We start from the raw sequence: 21,084 nt of genomic DNA, 5'->3' as shown, positions 1-21,084 counted from the left end.
ACCTGCACCCAGGCCCGGACCGCTCTGGCTACCACGTCGGCTTCCAAGGTTACCGACCTGCTAGTGACGCCTAATCCCAGTGCGGGCAAGCTGGCCGTTCAGTTCACGCTGAGACAGTCGGAAGCCTACACGCTGGCCTTGTATGACTTGCAGGGCCGCCTGGTCAAGACGGTGGCTAGTGGTATGGCGGCTGGGACCCAGGTAATTCCGGTGCAGGCCGGGGAGTACCCGGCGGGCGTGTATTTGCTGCGCCTTACGACGGGCAAGCAGGTGCTCACCCAGCGCCTCGTGCTCAGCCGCTAGGCGCAGGAGGATTGCAGACTTGCTAACAAAAGCCCCGGCCGGTATGGTCGGGGCTTTTTTTTGTGGTGGGGCAATGACCTGGGGAGCCGGGCATTCGAGTGGGCGGCAAGCCGGGCTAGAGTACCTGCTTCTCCTTTTCTTGCGCAGGGAACTGCCGGAGCAGACTGCCAGGCTGGCGTAACGTCGTCTTCGGCGGTGGGCTGCCGGGGGCCGATGTCAGAAAAGGTGAGCCAGAGGCCGTAGACGATAATACCCAGCCCAATCAGAACCAGCGCTACGGTGCCTGAGGCCAGGGACTGGGACCCGATAATGACCTGGTGCGGTTGGGTGGGGTGATAGAGAATGGGCACTTGCGCGCCGATGCTGGCGTGGTGAACGTCGTGGGCTTGGGAGGGGCGGGCGGTTATCCAGCCGTGGGTGGGCGAGTAAAAGCGCACCAGGGAGTAGGTGTATTCGTGCTTCTCGTCCCAGTGGCGCTCCACGATGGTGGCAGTGGCGGGCCGGCCGATACGCCGCATCCGCAGGCGGTGGCGCTGGTTGCGCAGAGCGTCGTAAAGCATCAGGGCGCCCATGCCCATTGCGCCAACGGAAACTAGGCTAAGACTCATGTAGTGCGGGTGTTTGGGGAAAGGTGCTTGGTGTCTGCACTGTAGTAGGCCGGGGCTAGCGGGCAGGTTCGGACGGTTCAGGTGGCGGGCTGGGTGGTGTTGCAGGCGGTATGGGTCTTGGTTTTCGGACTGGGGAATGGCACCGTGCTCATGGCTACTGGCCCATGGCGTAGCGGATGCCGCCCAGCAGGTGCTGCAGAAACAGGGGCTCCTGGTAGCTTTCCGGGGTGTGGCCCCCGGCAGTATAAAAGGCCCGGCCTCCGTCGTAGGCGTGGTACCAGGCGAAGGGGTGGGCCGGGCCGTTGGTGCCGCCCGAGTAGGTGGTTTCATCCACGGTAGCCAGGATGGTAAGGCCGGAGGTGATGCTTTTGAAGTTGTACCACTCGTCGGTGCGGGGCCACTCGGCGGGCAGGTGGGCGGTGGCGGGGTGCTGCTGGTTGAGGACGCGCACGGTGGCGGGCTGCACCTTGGGATGGTTTACGAAGTAGGCGCCCACCAGGCCGTTGAACCAGGGCCAGTCGAACTCGGTGTCGGTGGCGGCGTGGACGCCCACGAAGCCGTGGCCGGCGCGGATGTAGCGCTCAAAGGCCGTTTGCTGGGGTTCGGTGAGCACGTCGGCGGTGGTGTTGAGGAAGACGACGGCCTGGTAGGCCTTGAGCTGGCGGGAAGTGAAGCGGGTGTTGCTGTTGGTGGTATCAACGCGGAAGTTGTTTTCCTGGCCCATCTTCAACAGGGCCCGCAGGCCGTCGGGGATAGACTTGTGACGGAAGCCGGCCGTGCGGTAGAACACCAGGATGGCCGGAGCGCGGCGGGCCGGCGAGGGCGGCGGGGTAAAGGCGCTGCTGAGAAGGGTAGCCAACAGGAGCAGGAACAGGCTTTTCATAGCGGAGTAGATAAGGCCGGGCGGTGGGGAGTTGCTAGCGGTCCGGTGGCTCCGAAGTACGCAAAAAGCGCAGGGATTCCGGCTATTCCGGGGCTGCGGTTGGAGAAGGGAGCCGGAGTGCTAACGCAAAAGCCCCGACCAGGGCCGGGGCTGCAGGGAGTAACACTAGAGGCCGGGCTTAGCGGTAGTCCTTGTCGTCCAGCTTTTCCATCACGAAGCCGGGGAAGGAGTGGCTCTTATCGTACTCGGCCAGGGTTTGGTAGAGCTTCTCGCTGTTGAAGCGGGCCAGCTTGCCGATGCCGACGCCGCCGAAGAGGCCCAGCATCAGGCCGTAGCCCAGGGGCGTGACGGTAACGGTGGTGGTACCCGAGTTGGTGGTTTTGGTGCCGGTTTGGGAGGCGACGAAGCCAATGACGCCCACGCCGGTAGCCAGCCATATGATGCCGCCGGTTTTCTTACGATTGAAGAGGTGAATGACGGCCCGGGCTTCCTTGTCGTCGGCGTAGCGCTTGTTGAGGTAGTCCTTGTACTTCTCGGTGGTTACCTGCCCGGGTCCGAGCAAGGGGGTGGTAGGCGGGGCCGGAGCCGACGCGGTGGGAGTGGTGGTTTGGGCAAAGCTACCCAGGGCCAGGCTGCCCACCAGAGCAGCGGTCAGGGCGCTGCGGCGTAAAAATGACATCAAATGAAAAAGTAAGCTGGAAAAAACAAAGAGAGTAAGCGGTAAATGTAGCGGGTTTCTAAGGGGATTCCCGGAGGTGGAAGCTATTCCCAGATGCCGAGCAGGCGGCGCACCAAGATGAGCTGGCCCAGGTGGTAGCTGTTGTGGTCGGCGATGAGCATGCCCTCGCGCAGCAGGTTCTGGCCGGTGCCGTGGGGGAAGGGGCCAGCAGGTCGAGGGCGGGGTTTTGGAGCAGGCGCAAGAACTCTTCCCGGTCGTGGGTGATCTGGGCGACGGTGCGCTGGAAGGTGGCCTCGTCGACGGGCTGGGTGCGCGAGGGCCAGTAGGCGGCGGGCCAGTCGAGGGTTTCGTAGGCGGGGTTGCGGCTGAAGTCGAGGATGTCGTACTGGGCGATGCGGATGTGCTCGACGAGCTCCCAGATGGTGTAGGGTACTTCGGGCACGCGCTGGTTGAGCTTATCGGCGGGAATACCCGCGCAGGCGTCTTCGAGGGCGCCGTGGGCAAAGCCTTTTTCGAGCAGGTAGCGGAGTTCCTCAACGAGGCGGTGGCGGGTAGAAAGGTCCATAGGGGCAGTGGAAAGGGGAAAAGGAAGATAGGAAGACCAACCAAGGTGAGCGGCCGGGGCAGCGGCCTAAAAACGACGCTAGTCGAGGTGCTCGATGAGGATTTTGGCGTCGTAGAAGGTGGTGTTCTTGAGGAAGGCTTCGAGGGGCGTTTCGATGCTGAGGGTGATGAAGCCGCCGGCGGGGTCTTTCAGGATTTTGAAGGGGTAGAAGCGGGTTTTGAGGCGGCGCTTCAGGGCGTGGGGCGCTTGCAGGGAAAAGGCGTAGATGCTGCGGTCCTTGGTGCCGGCGTAAAGAGTTTGGGTGGCCGCGTCGGGGCCGTAGCAGGTGTAGGTGGTGAATAGCTCGGGCAGGGCCGACTGGTAGGTGGTGGTTTTGTCGTAGATGGTACCATAGGCGCCGGTGATGTAGCGCTGCCCGTCGGGAGGAACTCGAAGATGCGGCCGTCCAGCTGGTGGTTGCGCTGGGAGAAGCTCTGCTGGGAGCCGATGAGGGTGCCGGCGGGCGTGAAGCTATAATAGGTGTAAACCATGGGAAATACGTACAGAGCCATGCCCACCAACTCGGTGCCAGAGCCGGGCACCTGGTAGAGGCGTTGGCCGTACCAGTCGCGGTTGTTCTGGTAGGGCAGCGGGGCTTTGGTGGCCCGGTCGTAGATGCGCAGGGTGGGGCCGTTGTTGTCAGTGGTGGTGATGTAGAGCAGGCCATTACTAGACAGCACGGAAGTCAGGCCGCGGGTGGGCTGGCTGTAGTTTACCCGCACCTCATCGAGCTTGGTGAGGCTGGCCGCGTCGTAGATAAAGACGCGGCCGTCTTCGGTGGGGAGGTACAGCTCGCGCCGCCCCTGGAAGGTAGCCAGGCTGCCGTGTTCGACGCTTTGGCCTACCTGAATGGTTTTGACAATCTGCTGGGCGGCCAGGCTGTACTGGCTGACGATGCCGCCGCGGCTGAAGAAGTAGAGGGTGCGGCTGGGCTCATCGAAGAGCACGTCGTAGAGGTGGGCGCGGGCCATGAGGACGCCCGGGCGGCGGAAGATGACGGTATTGCTTTCGATGGTCTTGCCCGAGGCCAGCACGCCGACGACCTGGTACTGGACTTCGTCGGAGTAGGGAATGGAGCCGTCGGCGTAAGTGACGGTGGGCGCGGCGGGGTTGGTGGGCTGAACGGAGTAGGTGGTAACGGGGGCGTTGGTTACTTCCCAGCGCTTGAGGCGGTATTCCTTGACGTCGGGGTTGTTCAGGGCCGACCAAGTAAGCACGGCGGTGCTGTCGTTCTGCAGTTGGGGAACTTGCAGGGCAATGCTGGTGGTGAGGGGAACGGGCTGAGGGTCTTCCTGCCGGGCGGATTCGCAGGCGGAAAGGCAGAGTAGTAACAGAATGAATAGGGCGGAAAAACGATGCATGGAGGATGAATAAGGATGCTTAAGCGAATAAGAGGGAGTAGGAGCCGACTAAAAGTAGCGGGTTTGGATGGGGTGGGCAATGGGGACGCGGTAAATTAGGGGTGGCACCTGGCAGCCAGTAGCTGGCTGGTGGCAGGAAGCATCTGACCCACGGCAGCAGAAGGATGGCGCACGGCAGGAGAAGAGTGGCGCACGGCAGGAATAAAGTGGCGGGTGGCAGGAGTAGAGTGGCGGGTAGTAGGAGGTAGGTGACGGATGGCAGGAATAAAGTGGCGGGTAGCAGGGGAAGAGTGGCGGTTGGCAGGCGGTTGGTGGCGGGCGGCAGAGGCTAGGTGTTGGGTGAAAAATAAACCTGGGGAACAGGGGGTGAATAGTGTGGAGCTGCTATATATAAATGGTAGCTTTTGTGGCCGGTCGTGACGGGCCGGATTTGCTTCACTCTTATTTATTTACGCGTTGAGTTATGAATACCAAACAGCAGAATCAGATTACAATGTATGAGGCGGTGCTGCGCTTCTTTCAGGGGCGGGCGAGCCGCTGGTGACTATCAAGCGCATTGAGCTGGGCCGGGCGGCGCTGGCCGGACTGGTGGGGCGCATTGGGCAAACCACAGTGGCCCAGGACCACACCACGACGGAGGTAACGCGTGACCGGCAGACGGTGAAAGCCGAGGCGGCGCAGAAGGCGGAAGTGCTGCGGCTGCTGGTGGTGGCCCTGACGAAGGACGCGGCCCTGCGCGGGGAATTGAAGAAGCCGCTCAGCAAGATGCTGCCCGGCAAGGACTATGAGCTGCTGGCCTACCTGCGCAAGGTGGACGAGGCCGTGGACACGCTGCTGCCGGCCGACCTGGCCGACGCGGGCTACGACCCCAGGGTGCGGCAGACGCTGCAATCGGACGTGCAGGAGCTGACGGCGACTCAGGGTCTGACGCGGCAGATTGAGGTGGGCACGAGTACGGCCACGGCCACGCTGCCGGAGCTGCTGGCGGCGGCCCGCGAAACGCTGGAAACGGAACTGGACCCCTTCGTGCGGGCCCAGGAGCTGGCCCAGCCCGAGCTGGTGCGGCAGTATGAGGCGGCGCGGACGCTGGTAAAAACGGCGGCTACGCGCAAGGCTGAGTATCGGGGCCGGTGCGCTACGGCAAGCCGGTGCTGGTGTATGACCGGCGGGAGGCGGGCGTGGTGGCCCCCACGCTGGGCAACCGCAGCGGCAAGGGGCTGACGCTGCGGTATTACACGGCGGTTTCGGCGTCGGCGGGTCCGGCCCCGGGCAGGGCGTGGTGGTGAAGCACAAGACGGACGTGGCCTTGGGGATTACAGCCGGCTGGGGCAGAGGACGCGCCGTATTTGCTGGTGGTGCTGGAGCAGGTGGACGGGGAGGGGCGGTGGCTGGTTAGGTGAGGGGGTGGTTTGGTTAGAACGAGAGAGGCCCCGGCGTTAGCCGGGGCCTTTTTTGATTGTTATTGCGAGGTCAAAGATGTAATATTGAATTGCAAAGTCATGTGCTTGACTTATTCAATGAAATTAAATACACTTTTTATGTCTTTCGTCATCCCTAATAACGTTTTGAGCGCAGTAAAAGCAAAAAAATTGGTGGTTTTTGCGGGAGCTGGTATGTCAAGAAGGTTTGGTCTACCAGACTGGAAACAAATGGTGGTCGATGTTATTAACAAATCTGACGATAATAAATTAAAAGGGTTTATTCAATTATTAGAAGATGGATTACTAAGTCCAATAGAGGTATTGGATAAGCTATTGCCAGAAAAAAATGATATATATAGATATATAGAGGAAAATTTTAAGATAAATAATGTTGAATTATTGAATTGTCATTATGATATAATGAAGTTGTCTGGCAAAGTAGTTACTACTAATTATGACAATGCATTTGAGCTTGCATGTCCAGAAGCTTACAGTGCAGTATATGATTCCAGTTTTAAAATAAATCAACTAAAAGGTAAAGATAGTTACATATTTAAGATCCACGGTAGTTCTAGCGTTGATCCGTCAGGATGCGTAGTATTCACAAAAGATTACGAGGCATTGTATGCTAGGGAAAATGCTGCAATATTAAAAATGAAGGAATTATTTATAAATAATACAATTTTATTTATTGGATTTGGGTTTAATGATCCATACGTGAATAATTTATTTACATATATTGATCAAATGTTTGATGGGAGTAATGTGCATTATGTTGTTACAAGTACACCAAATGATTTTAAAAAATTTAGTTTTATAAAACCAATTGTTGTATCAAATTACAGTGATATTGATCAAGTTATTAATCAGTGTTTGGATTCCAAAAAAGACGTTATTGAATCTGCTCCTGTCTTGTTAAGTAACTTTAATAAAGTTGAGCGCTTTCCAAAATTTGCATTTTTGTATCCTAAACCAGTTGATATTAAGATTTTTGACGATATACATCAAATTGTAAATTGTTTCGAGAATTTGAATATTGAGTTTGTAAAGTCTTATCTTAATGTTCGTGCTCTTCAAAAAGTTGATGACTATGATTTTATTATTATAATAGCCAAGGTATATAAAGGTAAGCTTTATATAGAAGATGATAATATGAAGAGTCAGCTAGTTTCTATTGATGAGTTAAGTTCTTATTTAATGGATGAAACTATTTGTAAGATAATTATATCTGATGATGTGATTGATATTAGCCTTGTTAGTAATGCTGTTAATATATTCAACTATAAAAACTCTGCTATCAACAAGTTTGTGTATAAGTCGTTGCGTAATCTTGAAGATGTGAGTTCTATTGATAATATCAATGTTAATAATTTTATGCCAGTTGATAAAATCACCAAAGGTAGTTTTGTCGAAAAAAGCTTATATGGCAAAAGAAATATTATAGATTTTACACATAAGAGTGTAGATGATATTGTTGGTAGAATTGAAGAGCAAGGCATTGTTGCTGGTAAAATTAGATCTATAGTGTCTTCTGGCAAGGTTCTTAATATAAAAGGGTCTGGGGAACGGGTAAAACGACCTTGGCAAAAAAAGTTGCATTTGAGTTATATAACAGAGGATTCTTTGATAACGGTGTGTCTTTTATATCTTGTGAACAAGTGACGAATTATATTGATTTTGAGGAGCAATTAATTAAAGGGTTTAAACTTCAAAATATTATTAATTTCCAAGAGTATCTTTTGGATTTAAACACTAAGTTTGATTTGCTTATTATTCTAGATAACTTTGAAACTGTTGTAAATATTGATAATAAAGATGAATTTAATAGAATTTTGAATTTACTGGAGTTTGCAACCGATTATGCAAATATTATTATTACTTCCAGAGAAACATTAGGTGTTGACTTCGAAGATGTTTTTAATTTATCATCAATGACAACTGATGATGCAGTAATCCTTTTTGAAAAATATTATGGGAAAATAGATGAGGATGAAATGCTGATTTTAAGATCTGATGTACTTGAAAATATATTAAACAACAACCCTCTTGCAATAAAGCTTGTTACTCGGAATACTGTTAAACAGAGTATATTGAATTTGAAAGAGCAATTAATTGACTCGTTTTTTGAAATAACATCTACTGATTTTGATAAAATATATAATAAAAATGCTGATCTAAATATTGAGAGGACCAAATCTATTTATCAGTCTATAAATTATTCATATAGCAAATTATCCTCAAAAGAAAAATTGGCTTTTGAGCTTCTTCACCTGTTTCCTGACGGAATTGGGTTGAGTGATTTTAAGAAGTGTTTTGCGAAGAACAGTGGTTCGAATAGAATTAGTGATTCTGAACTCAGGAGTTTGCAAAACAAATCCTTGGTAGAGAATTATGATGGCGTTTTGCAACTGCAGCCTATTGTAAGACGCTTTGCTGAGTTTCAATTCTCCAAAAAGAGCTCTGATGTTAAGCGTAAATATTATAATAATGCATACCAATTTAATGTATACCTAATTCAATATTTAAATGATGTGTATACTTTGAGAGATATTAATGCTGTGTATAAAATGCAGAATCTGGTGAAAAATAATCTTTCTCTTGTGTTAGAGTATATTCCATATATTGAAGTGGCCGATAACGGCGTTGTTACTAATAAAAAGCAGCTGCTTAGTTATGTCAATCTTCTTAGTCATTATGTAGTTAGTGAAAGTCAGGTTAATAAAATAAGATTGGAGATTGTGAATCTAAAAGGTTATTTCAGTGATGTAAAATATGCTGATAAATTGCTTGATGCTAATATTGCAAAAATGACATATTATTTAGAAAACTTTGATACTTCTTATGTTGATATAGTTAACCTTCTTACTGTCGAAGAGATGGGAAATAGAAAAATTGATACTGAAGATGATATTGAAAAGCTCTATAAGAATACAGCTTCTGCGATTCATAGCATGGAAGGATATACATTAAAATATATAAGTAATCAAATTAATTACAATGTAAGTGAAGCTAATAGGAGCTTGAACGATCATCTTTTCTATCTAGGTATTCATGATGAAGTCAAATATTTACCTAGGAGATTTTATTCTTTTGAACGTGATTATGTTGCAAAAAAACTTGATGTTGAGGTCTTGGAAAAATATATTGAAAATATTTTTAGTGAATATCATTTAGAAGTAGTGCAATGCACGTATGTACTATCAAAAATTAAGAGTATACCAATGGATAAAATAAAAAGATTAGTGGTTACTAATCCTTATACAAAAGGGCTTAAGGAACTTATGATGGCTTTTAATGAAGAAGATAACATGATGAAAAGGAATAATTTTCTCCAAGCAATCAAATACCTGTATCACATTAAGTATTATTATTTGGAAGCTTTGTATTATTATTGTAAATATTTGAAAAAGATGATTGATCCAGAATTTGATATAGTATATCAAAAAGGTCTTGATCTTTGTGTTGAATATAGGTATCAATATATGGAGTTTAGGTTTAAGAGTATAAATAGTGTACAATCAAATCCCTACGTTTGCTCATATGATTACTATGGACAAGAGGGACTTGAAAAATTTGTAATTGATTATATTAAATATAATTCAAACAAAGCTAAGAGCGCTAGGCTATAAGTTTGGTTTGCTTGCTGTATCTCAAAAGCATATATGCGTTTTGTTTATGAGGAAGATGGTTACATACTCGCCTCATTCCGTAGCTTGCTGCTGCTCGGGTGGCTGAAGAAGCGGCGGGCGGTAGTCTGGTTTCACTTTTACTTATTGCTATGATGCGTCGTTATGTTCAGGCCGCGGGCCCTTGGTGGGGGTGATGGGGTTGTTTTGGGCGGCGGAGGGGCGGGCTCAGGCGCCGCGGTTTACCTCGTATGCCCAGTTTAATGATACGCTGGTGGCGCAGTTCAACCGGGGCGACTTCAAGGGCATTGAGGCTTTTAAGAGTGAGGCCCTGAAGAAAGTGGAGCCGGTGGGCGTTATGGCGGCGTACCTGCAAAAGCAGCAGGCCAAGACGGGGCGCATCGTGGGCAGCAGCGGGCTGCCGGAGCGCAAGACCCGGCACGACTTTGCCTGGCGTGGGGAGCAGCAGAACCTGCGGGTGAGTCTGGTTTCGTCGGCCCCGGGCGTGATTGACGACTACTTTATTTCCGACTTCATTGCCCAGCCCACCGCCCGGGCTACGCCGCTGGCAACCGACAACCGCAAGCGCACGGCCCTGGACCAGGCCGTGGACCGGGCCGCCACGCTGTATTTGCAGCACCCGGATGCGGCGGGCATGTCCATTGGGTTGTACTGGCAGGGGCAAAGCTACTTCTACAACTACGGGGAGGTAACCAAGGGCTCGGGCCGCCTGCCCACGGCCAACACCTACTACGACCTGGGCTCGGTGGCCAAGACCTTCGTGACCACGCTGCTGGCCCAGGCCGTGCTGGACAAGAAGGTGCAGCTCACGGACGACATCCGGAAGTATTTGCCGGGCCGTATCCTAATCTGGAGTTTGAGGGGCAGCCGGTGCGGCTGGTGGATCTGGCCACCCACACCTCGGGCCTGCCCAGCACGGCGCGGCAGTACAGCAAGGAGAAAAAGGCGCGGCTGGAGAAGGAGCACGCTGATTTGGGGGTGCGCATCGCGCATTATAACCGCTACACGGCCGATAGTCTGCTCCAGGACATGCACACCTTTACGCTCAGCACCAAGCCCGGGGCCGCCTACCGCTACCAGAACCTGGACGTGCTGATCTTGCAGCTGGTGCTGGAGCGGGCTTACCAGAAACCCTACGAGCAGCTTATCACCCAGTTTGTGCAAAGCCGCTTCGGAATGAAGGACACCAAGCGGGTACTGTCGGCCCAGGAGCAGGCCCGCTTTGCTACCGGCTACGACGAAACCCTGCGGGCCCAGACCCACGCCAACTACACTGGCTACTGGGGCGGCTCGACGATGTGCTCCACGCCCGCCGACCTGCTGACCTACGTGCGGGCCAACCTGGCCGAAAAAGAGCCGGCCGTGAAGCTGGCCCACCAGCCGGCCTGGGGCACGAGCATCGGGCTGGGCTGGATGCTGGACACGGACCCCGACGGGCAGCGGCGCATCTTCCACAACGGGCATTCCATTGGCTTCAACACCCGCTGCGTCATGTATCCGGGGCAGCAGGCAGGCTTCGTGGTGCTGGTGAATGAGGCCATCAGCCAGACCCGGGTGACGGAAATGGAGGAGTACCTGAAGCAGGAGCTGGACCGGGTAGCTACTCCGGCCGCGAAGCCGGGCAAAGCGGGAAAGTCGGTAGGGCGGCGCTAGGGTGGGGGTTGCTTGCCCGTGCAGCGGCGGATTGGATGCGGTAGTGGTGACCTGGTAGCTGATGCTGCCGTTTTCGTCCGCGTCGGTTTCGATGGCCGTTGCCCGGGTCCCGGCTAAACCACACTTTCAGTAGCCGGGCCCAGGATAGCGCAATTCGGCTGTCATCGACGGGTGCGGCGGGCCTCGTACGTTTTGCAGTAGCGCTTAATGGGGCGCCCCTGGCTAAAATGACGCAAACGAAAGGCCTTTACTGGTATAACCCAGTAAAGGCCTTTCATTTGCGTGAACAGCTGACGGGCAAGGTGTTATTACAGCATCATACCACCCGTAGCTTCGAGGCGCTGGCCATTGAGCCAGCGGGCGGCATCGGTGCAGAGGAAGGCGACGATGCCGCCGATGTCGTCGGGCTCGGCCACGCGGCCCAGGGCCGTAATCTGGGCCACGTAGGCGCGGATTTCGGGCGTGTCCGTCATGGCTCCGCCGCCAAACACCGCGCCGGGTGCTACCACATTGGCGGCAATGCCCCGGCTGCCCAGCTCCAGGGCCAGATAGCGCGTGAATACTTCCACTGCGCCTTTCATACTGGCATAGGCCGAGCTTCCGGCGAAAGCAACCCGCGTGGTACCGGAGGAAATATTAATAATCCGGCCGCCGTCGCGCAGCAGGGGCAGCGCCTGTTGCGTAAGGAAGTACACGCCCTTGAAATGAATGTTGAGCATCTCATCAAACTGGGCCTCGGTCGTCTCGACAATGGGGCGGTGAGGCTGGTCCCGGCGTTATTGATGAGAAAGTCGAACCGGTCGGTGCCGAAGGTGGCGGAGAGGGCCGTGGTGAGCTGGGCGAAGAACGTAGCAAACGTGCTCAGGTCGGCGGCGTTCAGCGGCAGGGCCACGGCGCGCCGGCCCATGGCCTCGATGTCGGCTACCACCGCGGCAGCTTCGGCCTGCTGGCTGCGGTACGTCAGAACAACGTCGATGCCCTGCTGGGCCAGTTTCAGGGCCATATCTTTGCCCAGGCCCCGGCTGCCGCCGGTCACGAGGGCAATTTTGGAAGTACTCATACGAAGTGCATTTGTGGTGTTGATTTGAACACGACAAAGGTCTCCGGGCACGTTGGCAGCGGCGTTGTATCCGCCAATCAGCTTTTTGTAGAAATCAATCCGCCGTCGTCTTTAGGGTCCGATATGCGCCGGGACTCACGGCGGCATAGCGGCGGAAGAAGTGGGAGAAGTGGGCGACATCGACGAAGCCCAGGCTATCGGCAATTTCCCAGAGTGTCCAGTCGGATTGTTGCAGAAGCACCTTGGCTTCCTGCACCAGTCGCCCGCCGATAAGGTCGGTGGTAGTGCGGCCGGTGCTGTCCTTGAGTACTTTATTGAGGTGGTTGACGTGCACGGCCAGTTGGTCGGCAAAGTCCTTGGCCGTGCGCAGCGGTACCCGTTGCTGGGCCGTGGTTAAGGGAAACTGCCGCTCGAGCAGTTCCACGAAGCGCGAACTCAGCCGCGCCGCTGCCGAGTGGGCCGGGTGCAGTGTCGTGGTGGGCTGCCGCTTCTGGCCCAGGTGCAGCAGCTCCAGCACGTAGGCCCGCAGCAGGTCGTATTTGTGGGCGTAGTCGGAAGCTAGCTCCTCGTGCATCTGGCTGAAAATAGCCGTGGCCCGCGCCGCTTCGGCCGGCGTCAGCTGAAATACGGGGTAGCCGTCGGCCCGGAACAGGGGCAGCTCGTCGGGGGTGCTACCCCCAAGTACGGGCAGCAAAAACTCGGCCGTGAACAGGCAGAACTGTCCTTGCTGCGGCTCGGCAGGCCACCACTCAAACGACACTTTGGGCGTCGAAAAGACCAGCGCATCCGGCTCAATAGTGATAGTTTGCTCGGCATACTCGGCGTGACTACGGCTGCGCAACAGGCTGATTTTGTAGAACGAGCGGCAGGTGTAGGGAGTGGCGGGCCGCATCTGGGTGGGCTCCCAGAGGTCGGCGATGTCGAACACATTGAAGTGGCCGACTTCGCGCTGAATGCCACCGGGCAGCAGCGTGCTCAGGTCGAGGCTGGTGCAGGGAGCTAACTCCTGGTAGAGCGTATGGAGCGCGGTAGAAGTCATGGGAGCGGGTCGATTGTAGGATTCAAAGCTACGGTAGCCTCTCCAGGACACCAAATGTTTGGTATTGCTGAGACTAGCGGCCTACGAAATGACCTTTGTGCAAGGGGCTCGCTACAACGAAGCGAAAAATTACGATAAGCGCCCCGCCGCTGCGACTTAATGCGCTCAGTTGGGGCTCCACTGAATGCACATGTTGTGAGGTAACTAGGAGCTTGCAAAAAGCATTCTTTATCACCAACCTACGCGCCGTTTAGTGGTATCTCACTAGCTCACTAAGTAGCCAAGTGGCCGCTTGGTGAGCTAGTGAGACTTTTACTAATTCGCGGAGTGCAGTGCTAGTATTGCCTACCGGGCATTGCGGGGCCAGATGAGTAGCCCGGCACCCAGGCCGGCGACTAGAGCCGCGCCCACCCACTTGCCGTTGCGGGGCTTGGTGGGCTGGCGCCAGCCGCCGGACGTATCAGCGCCGTGGGGGGCGGGATTGGGCGTAAACAGGCTATTTTCACCGGTGGGAGCGGGGCGGGCCTGCTTAAAGTACGTGTCGAACAGGCGGCGGCTGGCCCGGCCCATCAGGCCCGGGGCCAGGGCGTAGGACCAGCGCAGCACCGGGGCCGGCCAGCCCACCATAGTAGTAGCTCGGGGGCGGGAAGCTACGGCCAGGATGGTATCGGCCACCTTCTGGGCGGGAAATACCGGCGGGGCGGGCTTGATGACCTTGCCCACGTAGTTGGCCCCGTGCTGAAAGCCCGGCGTGTCGATGTAGGAGGGGTGCACGTCGCAGACGTGAATGTGGGGCTCATTGCTGAGCTCGGCCCGCAGCGTATCCATCAAGCCTCGGGCCCCGTACTTGCTGGCGCTGTAGGAGGCCGTGTAAGGCTCGGGCAGCCAGGCTCCCAGGGATATAACGTTGATGAGCGTGCCGTGGCCCTGCTCCCGGAAGTAGGGCAGCACGGCGTGGGCCCCGTAGAGGTAGCCCAGCAGATTGAGCTTGATGACCTGCTCGTGGGCAGCTAGCGGTACTTCCTCAAACTTGCCCACGGCTCCGCTGCCAGCGTTATTCACCCAGATATCGATGCCACCGAAATGCTGGGCGGTCTGGGCCAGGCGGGCTACGGCCTGGGCGTCAGTAACGTCGGTGGGCACGGCCAGCACGTGGGCGCCCAGCTGCTCGCACTCGTGGGCCACTTCGGCCAGCACGCCGGAGCGCCGGGCGGCCAGGATCAGCTTGGCGCCGTGCCGGGCAAAGGTGAGGGCCGTGGCGCGGCCAATGCCGCTGCTGGCGCCGGTAATAACCACGACGGCACCGCTCAAGGAGTTCTTTTTCATAGCGAAGGTAGGTTAGCAGATCAGGTAAGTAAGCCTGTTCTAACGCCCCGCGCCGGGTGGGGTTTTGTAATGTGCTGGGAAGGAGAAGGTGAGAAGTACGCTGATGTTGTCATTGCGAGCAACGCTAAGCAATCCGTCCTCTGCTAGTGACCAACACCCTTTTACCAGAAAGCCCTAACATCATAGCAGACGCTAGGGCTTTTCAGTTAAGGCAGCTCAGCACATTTCAGAGGACGGATGGCGTCGTCGGACCTCCTCGCCATGACACGAGGCTTTGACAGACACTTTGCTTGGTCATGCTTCGTGGGTAAGAGTCGGCTTAAGTCAAATGCTAAAAGGATATAGCAGAATCCGAATTCAGTTGTACCTTGACCGGCGAGTGAATGGATTGTCTACTAAACCCCTAAGCCTGATGCTGCTACGCTACTCTTATTCTGGTTTGAACTCCGCCCGGCTCCGCCACCTTGCCTGGGCTCTGGTGCTGCTCCTGCTCAACTCCCTGCCGGCCCTGGCCCAGCTGGAACCCGCCGCGCAGTACACCAAGCTTTCGGTGGCCCAGCTGCTGGCCTGGACGCCCACCGGCCCCACCGCCGTACCGGCCAACGTGAGCCGGGTGGCGCTGGCGGCGCGCCAGAATTCGCTGAGCACCCAGCTTAACCCCAACCAGAGCTTCAGTCACAAAGTCAACTACATCCCCGACGGCATGACGGGCTTTGCGGGCTACCTCAACGAGCAGAACCGCTTCAACCTCTACAACTTCACCCACTGGCAGTACATTGACGTGCTGACCTGGTTTGACGGGCCGGTGGCCCTGCCCACCCGCCCTTGGGTGGAGGCGGCCCACCGCAACGGGGTGAAGGTTATCGGCTCGGTATTCACTTCGGCCGCCGACGTAAACCTGCTCATTCAGAAAGACGGCAGCGGCGAGTACACTGCGGCCCAGAAGCTGGTGGACGTAGCCAACTACTACGGCTTCGACGGGTGGTTTTTCAACCAGGAGTCGTCGGTGCCCACGGCCACGGCCACCGAGCTGCGCAACCTGCTCAAGCGCCTGCAGCAGCTGCGGCCCGCAGGCATGGAAATTCACTGGTACGACGCCATGCTACCCAGCGGCAGTATTTCTTACCAGAACGCGCTGAATGCCAACAACCAGCTCCTGCTGCAGGACGGCTCGGCCCGGGTCAGCGACGCTATGTTTACCAACTACTTCTGGTCGGGGCCCAACAACATCAACACCTCCGTAACCACTGCCCAGAACCTGGGCCGCAGCCCGTTCGACGTGTACATGGGCGCCGACCTCTGGCCCGGCCGCAACCCCCAGGCCCTGTTCACCCAAACGGCCTGGATTGACAACTACTTCACCGGCGGCAACCCGGCCCAGCCCCGCTTGTCCCTGGGTTTGTTTGCCACCAACCTGACTTACAACGGCGGCCTGAACTCGTTTAACAGCTCGGCGGCCGACTACGCGGGCTTTTACCGAACCGAGCAGCGCCTGTTTGCCGGCAACGACCTGGACGTAACCACCGAGGACGCCAGCGGCTGGAAAGGCTTCGGCAGCTACGTGCCCGTGCGCAGCGTCATCAACTCGTTGCCATTTGACACCTACTTCTCCGTGGGCCAGGGCAAGCTGTTCGCCAACAACGGCGAGCAGCTAACCAAGGGCTGGACCGACATGGGCAAGCAAAGCCTGTTGCCCAGCTGGCAGTGGAACAAGTCGGGCGCGGCGCCCATCACCGTGGGCTACGATTTCAGCCGGGCCTACTACGGCGGCAATTCGGTGAAGCTGCAGGGCAGCCTGAGCGGTAGCAACAGCGCCACCGTGAAGCTTTTCCAAACCAAGCTGCCCTTGCCCAGCACCACGCCCGCCAATCTGGACGTAACCTTCAAAACGGCCGCCGCGGGACCCAGCCACACCCAGCTGCTGCTCTACTTCACCGACGACCTGGCCAACCCCGCCGCCCTCGATCTGGGCGCGGTGTCCGACACGCTCTGGAACACGCGCACCCTCAGCCTGGCAGGCTACGCCGGGCGGGAAATAGCCCTCATTGGGGTGCAGGCTTCGGCGGCTGCGGCCGTCACCGACTACCGCCTGAACCTGGGCCGTCTGAAGCTCTACACCGGTGCGGCCGTGACCACCAAACCAGCCGTGGACTTCACCGCCAGTGCCACCGTGGTAGTGCCCAATCAGACTGTCACGTTTTCCAACGCCTCGACCAACGCCAGCAGCTACTTCTGGACGTTTGAGGGCGGCACTCCGGCGACCAGCACGGCCGTGTTTCCCACGGTGCAGTATGCCGCGCCGGGTACCTACAGCGTGAAGCTGCGGGCCACCAACGCCGCCGGCCGCGATTCGCTCACCCGCACCGGCTACATCACCGTGGTGGCGCCCGGCAGCTCCGGCGGCAACACCAGCCTGAGCTTCGACGGGGCCACCAAGTACGTAGACGCCGGTCCTATCAACCTGACCGGCTCGGCCCTGAGCATGGAGTGCTGGCTAAAGCCGAATGGCTTTAAGGCTACTTCGCCCTTCATTTCCAGCGTAATGGGCATGGAAGACGGCGCCAATACGGCCCTGGTGCGCCTCGGCGACGCCAACCAGGCCGCCAACCGTCTGCAGTTTGTGATGCTGGTCAACGGTATTGCCCGCAAGGTCAACTCGCCCACGGACCTGTTGGCCGGCACCTGGTACCACGTGGCGGCCACCTTCGACGGCTCCGTAATGCGGCTTTACCTCAACGGGCAGCTCAATGCCTCGCTCAACGCCACGGGTTCGTTTGTGGCCAACAGCAACTTCTTTATGGGCCGCAACTTCGACAACAGCCGGGTGCTCAACGGGGCCCTCGACGAAGTGCGCGTCTGGACCCGGGCCCTGACCCCGGCCGAAATCCTGGCGGGCCGGTGCGCGGTGCCCTCCACCGCGGCAGGCCTGGAGGGCTACTGGACCTTCAACGAAGGTAGCGGCCTGGTAACCGTCGACCAAACCGGGCACGGCCACCAGGGGGCGCTGGTCAATATGACGCCCACTGACTGGTCGACCAATGTGCCGTCGGCCTGCGTGTCGATGGCCGTGCAGCCGGCCCGGGCCACTGCGGAGCTGGGCGTTGCGGCCGTGGTCAACCCCATTCACGGCAACGTGGCCCAGGTAGAAATTCGCGGGGCCCAGGGTCAGTCCACGCTGGTGCAGCTGGTAAATCTGCTGGGCGCGGTGGTCTGGCAGCAGCAAATCCGGCCCGCTACCGCCGCCGAGCGGCTGTCGGTGCCCGTAACCCAGGCGGCCGGCCTTTACGTGGTGCGGGTAAGCAATGCTACCGGCACGGCCACGGTGAAGCTGCTCAAGCAGTAACGCCCGGCCCCTTCCGAGTGGATATCATTCGGTTACATTGAACAGCGAAGAGCCCGTCCTACACCAGTAGAACGGGCTCTTTGTCTTTAAACGAGCTTATTGATTTACAACAGGCTGGGTAGCTCAGGCCGGCTAGCGGGCAATGAGCAGACGCTGGGTTGAAACGCCGGCGCCTGACTGTACGCGCAGGAAATACACGCCCTCGGCCCAGGCACTGGTATTCAGCGTGCGGCTCGGGCCCGAGAAGGAAGCCGTGTGCAGCAGGCGGCCCTGCAAGTCGTACACCTGCACCGTGCTGGTAGCCGCGAAGGAAGCGCCCAGCTCCAGACGAACCTGGCTGGCGGCGGGGTTAGGGAACAACTGGGGCGCGAAGGCCGTGTGAGCTCCCGCAGTGGACAAGGTCTGAGCGGGCACCAGGCGCAGCAGCCAGGTCTGGTTGGCGCCCAGCGCCGCCAGGCTCGGCGTCCAGTTGCTGACGCCACCCTGGGCGTTGAGCGTCACGGTGCCGGCCGACTGGCCCGAGAGCAGCTCCGTAACCTGGTAGCTACCGGCTGGCAGCGTGGATACATTCACGGCCAGGGTAGTGCTGCTGGTAGCGCCGCCCATGTTAGTTACCGTAATGGTGGCTTCCTGCTGGTACACGCGGGCATAGCTGAGCACCGAGGTAGCCGAAGCCGCCACGGGCAGTACGTAGCCTTTGCGCAGCACCTCGTGGGTATTGCGCAGGCGGATGAGCTGCTTATAGTGGTTGAGCAGGGAAGTAGGGTCGGCCTGCTGGGTGGCCACGTTGAACTGCGTGTAGTTGGAGTTCAGGGCGCGCCAGGGCGTACCGGTGCTGAAGCCGGCATTGGTGCCGCTGGTCCACTGCATGGGCTTGCGCTTGTCTTCGTCGGAGCCGGTGCCAAGCATGCCGATTTCCTCACCGTAGTACAGGAACGGCACCCCGGGCATGGTCAGATACAGCGCCGCGGCCTGCTTCATGCGGGCCTGGTCGCCGCCGAAAGCATTCATTACCCGGTTCTGGTCGTGGTTGCTCAGGAAAGTGGCGTACTGCAGCTTGGGGTACGAACGGTCCACCAGCTCCAGCTGGGTGCGCAGGGCCGCGGGGTTGCCCGCGCTCAGGCTGCTGATAATGGCCGTCGACAAATCAAACTCAAAGCAAGCGTCGAGGCGCTGGTTGAGCACGTAGGGCACCACGGCCGGGGTGTTCGACCAGGCTTCGCCCACGGTAAAGGCCTGGGGATTAACGGCCCGTACCGAGTCGTGAAATTCTTCCAGCACGTTCAGCGTGCCGGGTGTGTTTTCGTTGGTCGTGCCGTCTTCCACCAGAAACTTCACCGCGTCGAGGCGGTAGCCGTCCACGCCTTTTTTCAACCAGAAGCGGGTAGCATCCCACATGGCGGCTTTCATCTGCGGGTTGCGCCAGTTCAAGTCGGGCATTTCGCTCCAGAAGTAGCCGTAGTAGTAGCTGCCGTTGCGCTGGTACCAGCCCAGGCCCGGGCTGGTGGCCGACCACCGGTACCAGTCGCGGTAGGAGCTGGTGGCGCTGCCGGCCGACTGCTGAAACCAGGGGTGCTGGCTGGAGGTGTGGTTGAGCACCAGGTCGATGATAACCTTAATGCCGCGGGCGTGGGCCGCCGCCAAAAAGGCTTCGAACTGAGCCATGGTGCCGTAGTCGGGCTCGGTGGCCTTGTAGTTGGTCACGTCGTAGCCGTGGTAGCTCGGCGACTCCATCATGGGCATCAGCCAGATGCCGGTAACGCCTAGGTCAGTGGTAGTAGCGGGGTTGCCGTCGTTGAGGTAGTCGAGCTTCTGGGTGAGGCCAGCAAAGTCGCCCTGTCCGTCGCCGTTGCTGTCGTAGAAGCTGCGTACAAACACCTCGTAGAACACCGCGTCGTTCCACCAGTGAGTGGTGTAGTCGGTCAGGGAAGGCGAGCAGGTCTGGCAGGTGTTGAAGCACACGGCCGGCATGGTATTTACGGCCGCCGTGGCGTCAAATACCCGGTTGAGCGTGCCGTTGGCGTCGGCCGTGCCGCAGGCGGCGGGCACGGTTTCGGCCTCGGCCAGCGTCGAGCCATTCACGAAGCGGTACATAAACCGGATGGGGCCTGGCAGGGCAATCTGTACCTCGTAGATACCGTCGCCGTTGTCGTCGGAAAGCGGCAGGGCCGTGGCGTCACCCTCGAGGCCGTAGCCGGCCAGGGGCTGGAAGTTGCCCACCACGTGCACGCCATTGCGCGACACGGTTTGGCCGCGCATGTTCACGGCAAAGCGCACCTGGGTGCTGCAGTCGCCAAAAGCCGGGGCGGGGAGGCGCACGGCGCTACCGGCTACCAGTACCTGGCGGTTCACGTTGCCGCTGCCATCGGTGGCGCCGCAGGTAGCGGGCGGCAGCTCGGCCCCGGCCCAGGTGTTGCCGTTCACAAACTTGTAGAGGTAGTTGCCGGCGGGCACGTTCACGGTCACCTCGTAGACTTTGTCATTATCCGCGTCGGTGAGCAGGGTAGTGGCCGGGTTCCAGTCGCCGGCAAAACCGGCGGCGGCCTGGAAGTTGCCGGCTACATGTACGCCGCTGGCGGATACCGTTTGCTGGCGCATATCGACCCGGAGCGTAAGCTGCACGGCCCGGGCGCCCAGGCTGCCAAACAGCAGAAAGAGTAGTAAAAGGTGTTTCATCAACAGGTGGGAAAAAACGGAAAAAACTACGCAAGAAATCTTTGACTAAAGGTAGTCTGATTTCGTGGAAACGGTAGCTAAAAGATTTTAGCGAAAATCAGATGAGGGAGCTGCCAAATCTGCGCGCAGGTGGTGACTGTTGGTTCGTTACCAGCCAAAATCCTCCCTGAGCAGTGTATTGGGAAAGCACTGCCAGGGCTGGGTTATAGTAAAAGAGGGAAGTCCACGCCGGCTATTTAGACGAACCGGTTGTAGGCAATAGCTACCTCGATAAACGCCCTGCTGAGGCAGTGGCACTGACGATGCAAGTGCAGGTTGCCGGCACCTGTAAAGAGCGGCCTGCGACTAGGCTGATTTGCTAGCGGATAACTTCCAAATGCCCTTTGTACACAGTGCTGCCTTGCCGGAGTAGGTAGTAGTAAACGCCGGCCGCGGCATCCGGGCCCCAGTCGTGGTGGTAGGCGCTGGTGTAGTACACCTG

At 57.0% G+C, this 21,084-nt stretch carries 15 protein-coding genes and 2 pseudogenes; 7 read left to right on the top strand and 10 right to left on the bottom strand.

Going from position 1 to position 21,084, the window contains the following annotated elements; translation table 11 throughout:
• Positions 1-63: 63 nt before the first annotated feature.
• A complete protein-coding gene (locus MUN79_RS23280; protein WP_244674914.1) occupies positions 64-303 on the top strand; it encodes a T9SS type A sorting domain-containing protein in 240 nt (79 codons plus the stop codon).
• On the opposite strand, the gene MUN79_RS23275 is transcribed toward MUN79_RS23280, so the two are convergent.
• The 5 genes from MUN79_RS23275 to MUN79_RS23255 form a co-directional block, all read right to left on the bottom strand.
• Positions 300-911, bottom strand: a complete 612-nt coding sequence (locus tag MUN79_RS23275; RefSeq protein WP_244674913.1) for a DUF3592 domain-containing protein — start codon at positions 909-911, stop codon at positions 300-302. The genes MUN79_RS23280 and MUN79_RS23275 overlap by 4 nt on opposite strands.
• A gap of 154 nt (positions 912-1,065) precedes the next feature.
• Positions 1,066-1,794, bottom strand: coding sequence for a ThuA domain-containing protein (locus tag MUN79_RS23270; protein WP_244674912.1), 729 nt, complete (start codon positions 1,792-1,794; stop codon positions 1,066-1,068).
• Between the two features lie 178 nt (positions 1,795-1,972).
• The gene (locus tag MUN79_RS23265; RefSeq protein WP_244674911.1) at positions 1,973-2,473 is read right to left on the bottom strand and encodes a hypothetical protein; all 501 of its coding nucleotides are present in this window, start codon (positions 2,471-2,473) and stop codon (positions 1,973-1,975) included.
• A 58-nt stretch (positions 2,474-2,531) separates the two neighbouring features.
• Positions 2,532-3,038: a DinB family protein gene (locus tag MUN79_RS23260; RefSeq protein WP_244674910.1), complete on the bottom strand. Its 507-nt coding sequence runs from the start codon at positions 3,036-3,038 to the stop codon at positions 2,532-2,534.
• A gap of 230 nt (positions 3,039-3,268) precedes the next feature.
• On the bottom strand, positions 3,269-4,438 hold the full coding sequence (locus MUN79_RS23255; RefSeq protein WP_244674909.1) for a YncE family protein: 1,170 nt from the start codon (positions 4,436-4,438) through the stop codon (positions 3,269-3,271).
• A 540-nt stretch (positions 4,439-4,978) separates the two neighbouring features.
• Here MUN79_RS23255 and MUN79_RS23250 point away from each other — a divergent pair.
• The 5 genes and pseudogenes from MUN79_RS23250 to MUN79_RS23235 all read left to right on the top strand — a co-directional run bounded on the left by MUN79_RS23250 (position 4,979) and on the right by MUN79_RS23235 (position 11,159).
• On the top strand, positions 4,979-5,659 hold the full coding sequence (locus tag MUN79_RS23250) for a hypothetical protein (protein WP_244674908.1): 681 nt from the start codon (positions 4,979-4,981) through the stop codon (positions 5,657-5,659).
• Between the two features lie 317 nt (positions 5,660-5,976).
• On the top strand, positions 5,977-7,521 hold the full coding sequence (locus MUN79_RS23245) for an SIR2 family protein (RefSeq protein ID WP_244674907.1): 1,545 nt from the start codon (positions 5,977-5,979) through the stop codon (positions 7,519-7,521).
• Positions 7,518-9,488, top strand: a complete 1,971-nt coding sequence (locus tag MUN79_RS23240; protein WP_244674906.1) for a hypothetical protein — start codon at positions 7,518-7,520, stop codon at positions 9,486-9,488. Before MUN79_RS23245 ends, MUN79_RS23240 begins: the two co-directional genes overlap by 4 nt.
• Positions 9,489-9,681: 193 nt before the next feature.
• Positions 9,682-10,329: pseudogene (locus MUN79_RS30350) on the top strand (serine hydrolase); the annotation flags it as partial.
• 47 nt (positions 10,330-10,376) lie between these two features.
• Positions 10,377-11,159 (top strand): serine hydrolase domain-containing protein, encoded by a 783-nt coding sequence (locus MUN79_RS23235; RefSeq protein ID WP_311136575.1) that lies wholly within the window; start codon positions 10,377-10,379, stop codon positions 11,157-11,159.
• Positions 11,160-11,467: 308 nt separating this feature from the next.
• Here MUN79_RS23235 and MUN79_RS23230 read toward each other — a convergent pair.
• The 3 genes and pseudogenes from MUN79_RS23230 to MUN79_RS23220 all read right to left on the bottom strand — a co-directional run bounded on the left by MUN79_RS23230 (position 11,468) and on the right by MUN79_RS23220 (position 14,584).
• A pseudogene (locus MUN79_RS23230) lies at positions 11,468-12,162 on the bottom strand (SDR family NAD(P)-dependent oxidoreductase).
• A gap of 151 nt (positions 12,163-12,313) precedes the next feature.
• Entirely contained in the window at positions 12,314-13,258 is a 945-nt protein-coding gene (locus MUN79_RS23225) for a helix-turn-helix domain-containing protein (protein ID WP_244674905.1), read from the bottom strand.
• 345 nt (positions 13,259-13,603) lie between these two features.
• Positions 13,604-14,584 carry an SDR family oxidoreductase gene (locus MUN79_RS23220; protein ID WP_244674904.1) on the bottom strand — a complete coding sequence of 327 codons (981 nt, stop codon included), beginning with the start codon at positions 14,582-14,584 and terminating at the stop codon, positions 13,604-13,606.
• A gap of 412 nt (positions 14,585-14,996) precedes the next feature.
• Between MUN79_RS23220 and MUN79_RS23215 the strand changes: the two genes are divergently transcribed.
• Complete coding sequence (locus MUN79_RS23215) at positions 14,997-17,927, top strand: endo-beta-N-acetylglucosaminidase (RefSeq protein WP_244674903.1); 2,931 nt, start codon at positions 14,997-14,999, stop codon at positions 17,925-17,927.
• 132 nt (positions 17,928-18,059) lie between these two features.
• Here MUN79_RS23215 and MUN79_RS23210 read toward each other — a convergent pair whose 3' ends face one another.
• Both MUN79_RS23210 and MUN79_RS23205 read right to left on the bottom strand, forming a co-directional pair.
• Positions 18,060-20,603, bottom strand: coding sequence for an alpha-amylase family glycosyl hydrolase (locus tag MUN79_RS23210; RefSeq protein ID WP_244674902.1), 2,544 nt, complete (start codon positions 20,601-20,603; stop codon positions 18,060-18,062).
• 358 nt (positions 20,604-20,961) lie between these two features.
• Entirely contained in the window at positions 20,962-21,081 is a 120-nt protein-coding gene (locus tag MUN79_RS23205; RefSeq protein WP_244674901.1) for a hypothetical protein, read from the bottom strand.
• Positions 21,082-21,084 lie beyond the last annotated feature (3 nt).

The organism is Hymenobacter cellulosilyticus, assembly GCF_022919215.1.
GTDB classification, from domain to species: Bacteria; Bacteroidota; Bacteroidia; order Cytophagales; family Hymenobacteraceae; genus Hymenobacter; species Hymenobacter cellulosilyticus.
The sequence above is the reverse complement of the archived record's forward strand: the minus strand, read 5'-3'. Positions and strand labels throughout refer to the sequence as shown.

Coding starts and splice junctions, on each gene's coding strand:
- MUN79_RS23255 (WP_244674909.1), bottom strand. CDS start 4,438: ATGCATCGTTTTTCCGCCCTATTCATTCTGTTACTACTCTGCCTTTCC.
- MUN79_RS23260 (WP_244674910.1), bottom strand. CDS start 3,038: ATGGACCTTTCTACCCGCCACCGCCTCGTTGAGGAACTCCGCTACCTG.
- MUN79_RS23220 (WP_244674904.1), bottom strand. CDS start 14,584: ATGAAAAAGAACTCCTTGAGCGGTGCCGTCGTGGTTATTACCGGCGCC.
- MUN79_RS23275 (WP_244674913.1), bottom strand. CDS start 911: ATGAGTCTTAGCCTAGTTTCCGTTGGCGCAATGGGCATGGGCGCCCTG.
- MUN79_RS23215 (WP_244674903.1), top strand. CDS start 14,997: ATGCTGCTACGCTACTCTTATTCTGGTTTGAACTCCGCCCGGCTCCGC.
- MUN79_RS23270 (WP_244674912.1), bottom strand. CDS start 1,794: ATGAAAAGCCTGTTCCTGCTCCTGTTGGCTACCCTTCTCAGCAGCGCC.
- MUN79_RS23225 (WP_244674905.1), bottom strand. CDS start 13,258: ATGACTTCTACCGCGCTCCATACGCTCTACCAGGAGTTAGCTCCCTGC.
- MUN79_RS23245 (WP_244674907.1), top strand. CDS start 5,977: ATGTCTTTCGTCATCCCTAATAACGTTTTGAGCGCAGTAAAAGCAAAA.
- MUN79_RS23265 (WP_244674911.1), bottom strand. CDS start 2,473: ATGTCATTTTTACGCCGCAGCGCCCTGACCGCTGCTCTGGTGGGCAGC.
- MUN79_RS23210 (WP_244674902.1), bottom strand. CDS start 20,603: ATGAAACACCTTTTACTACTCTTTCTGCTGTTTGGCAGCCTGGGCGCC.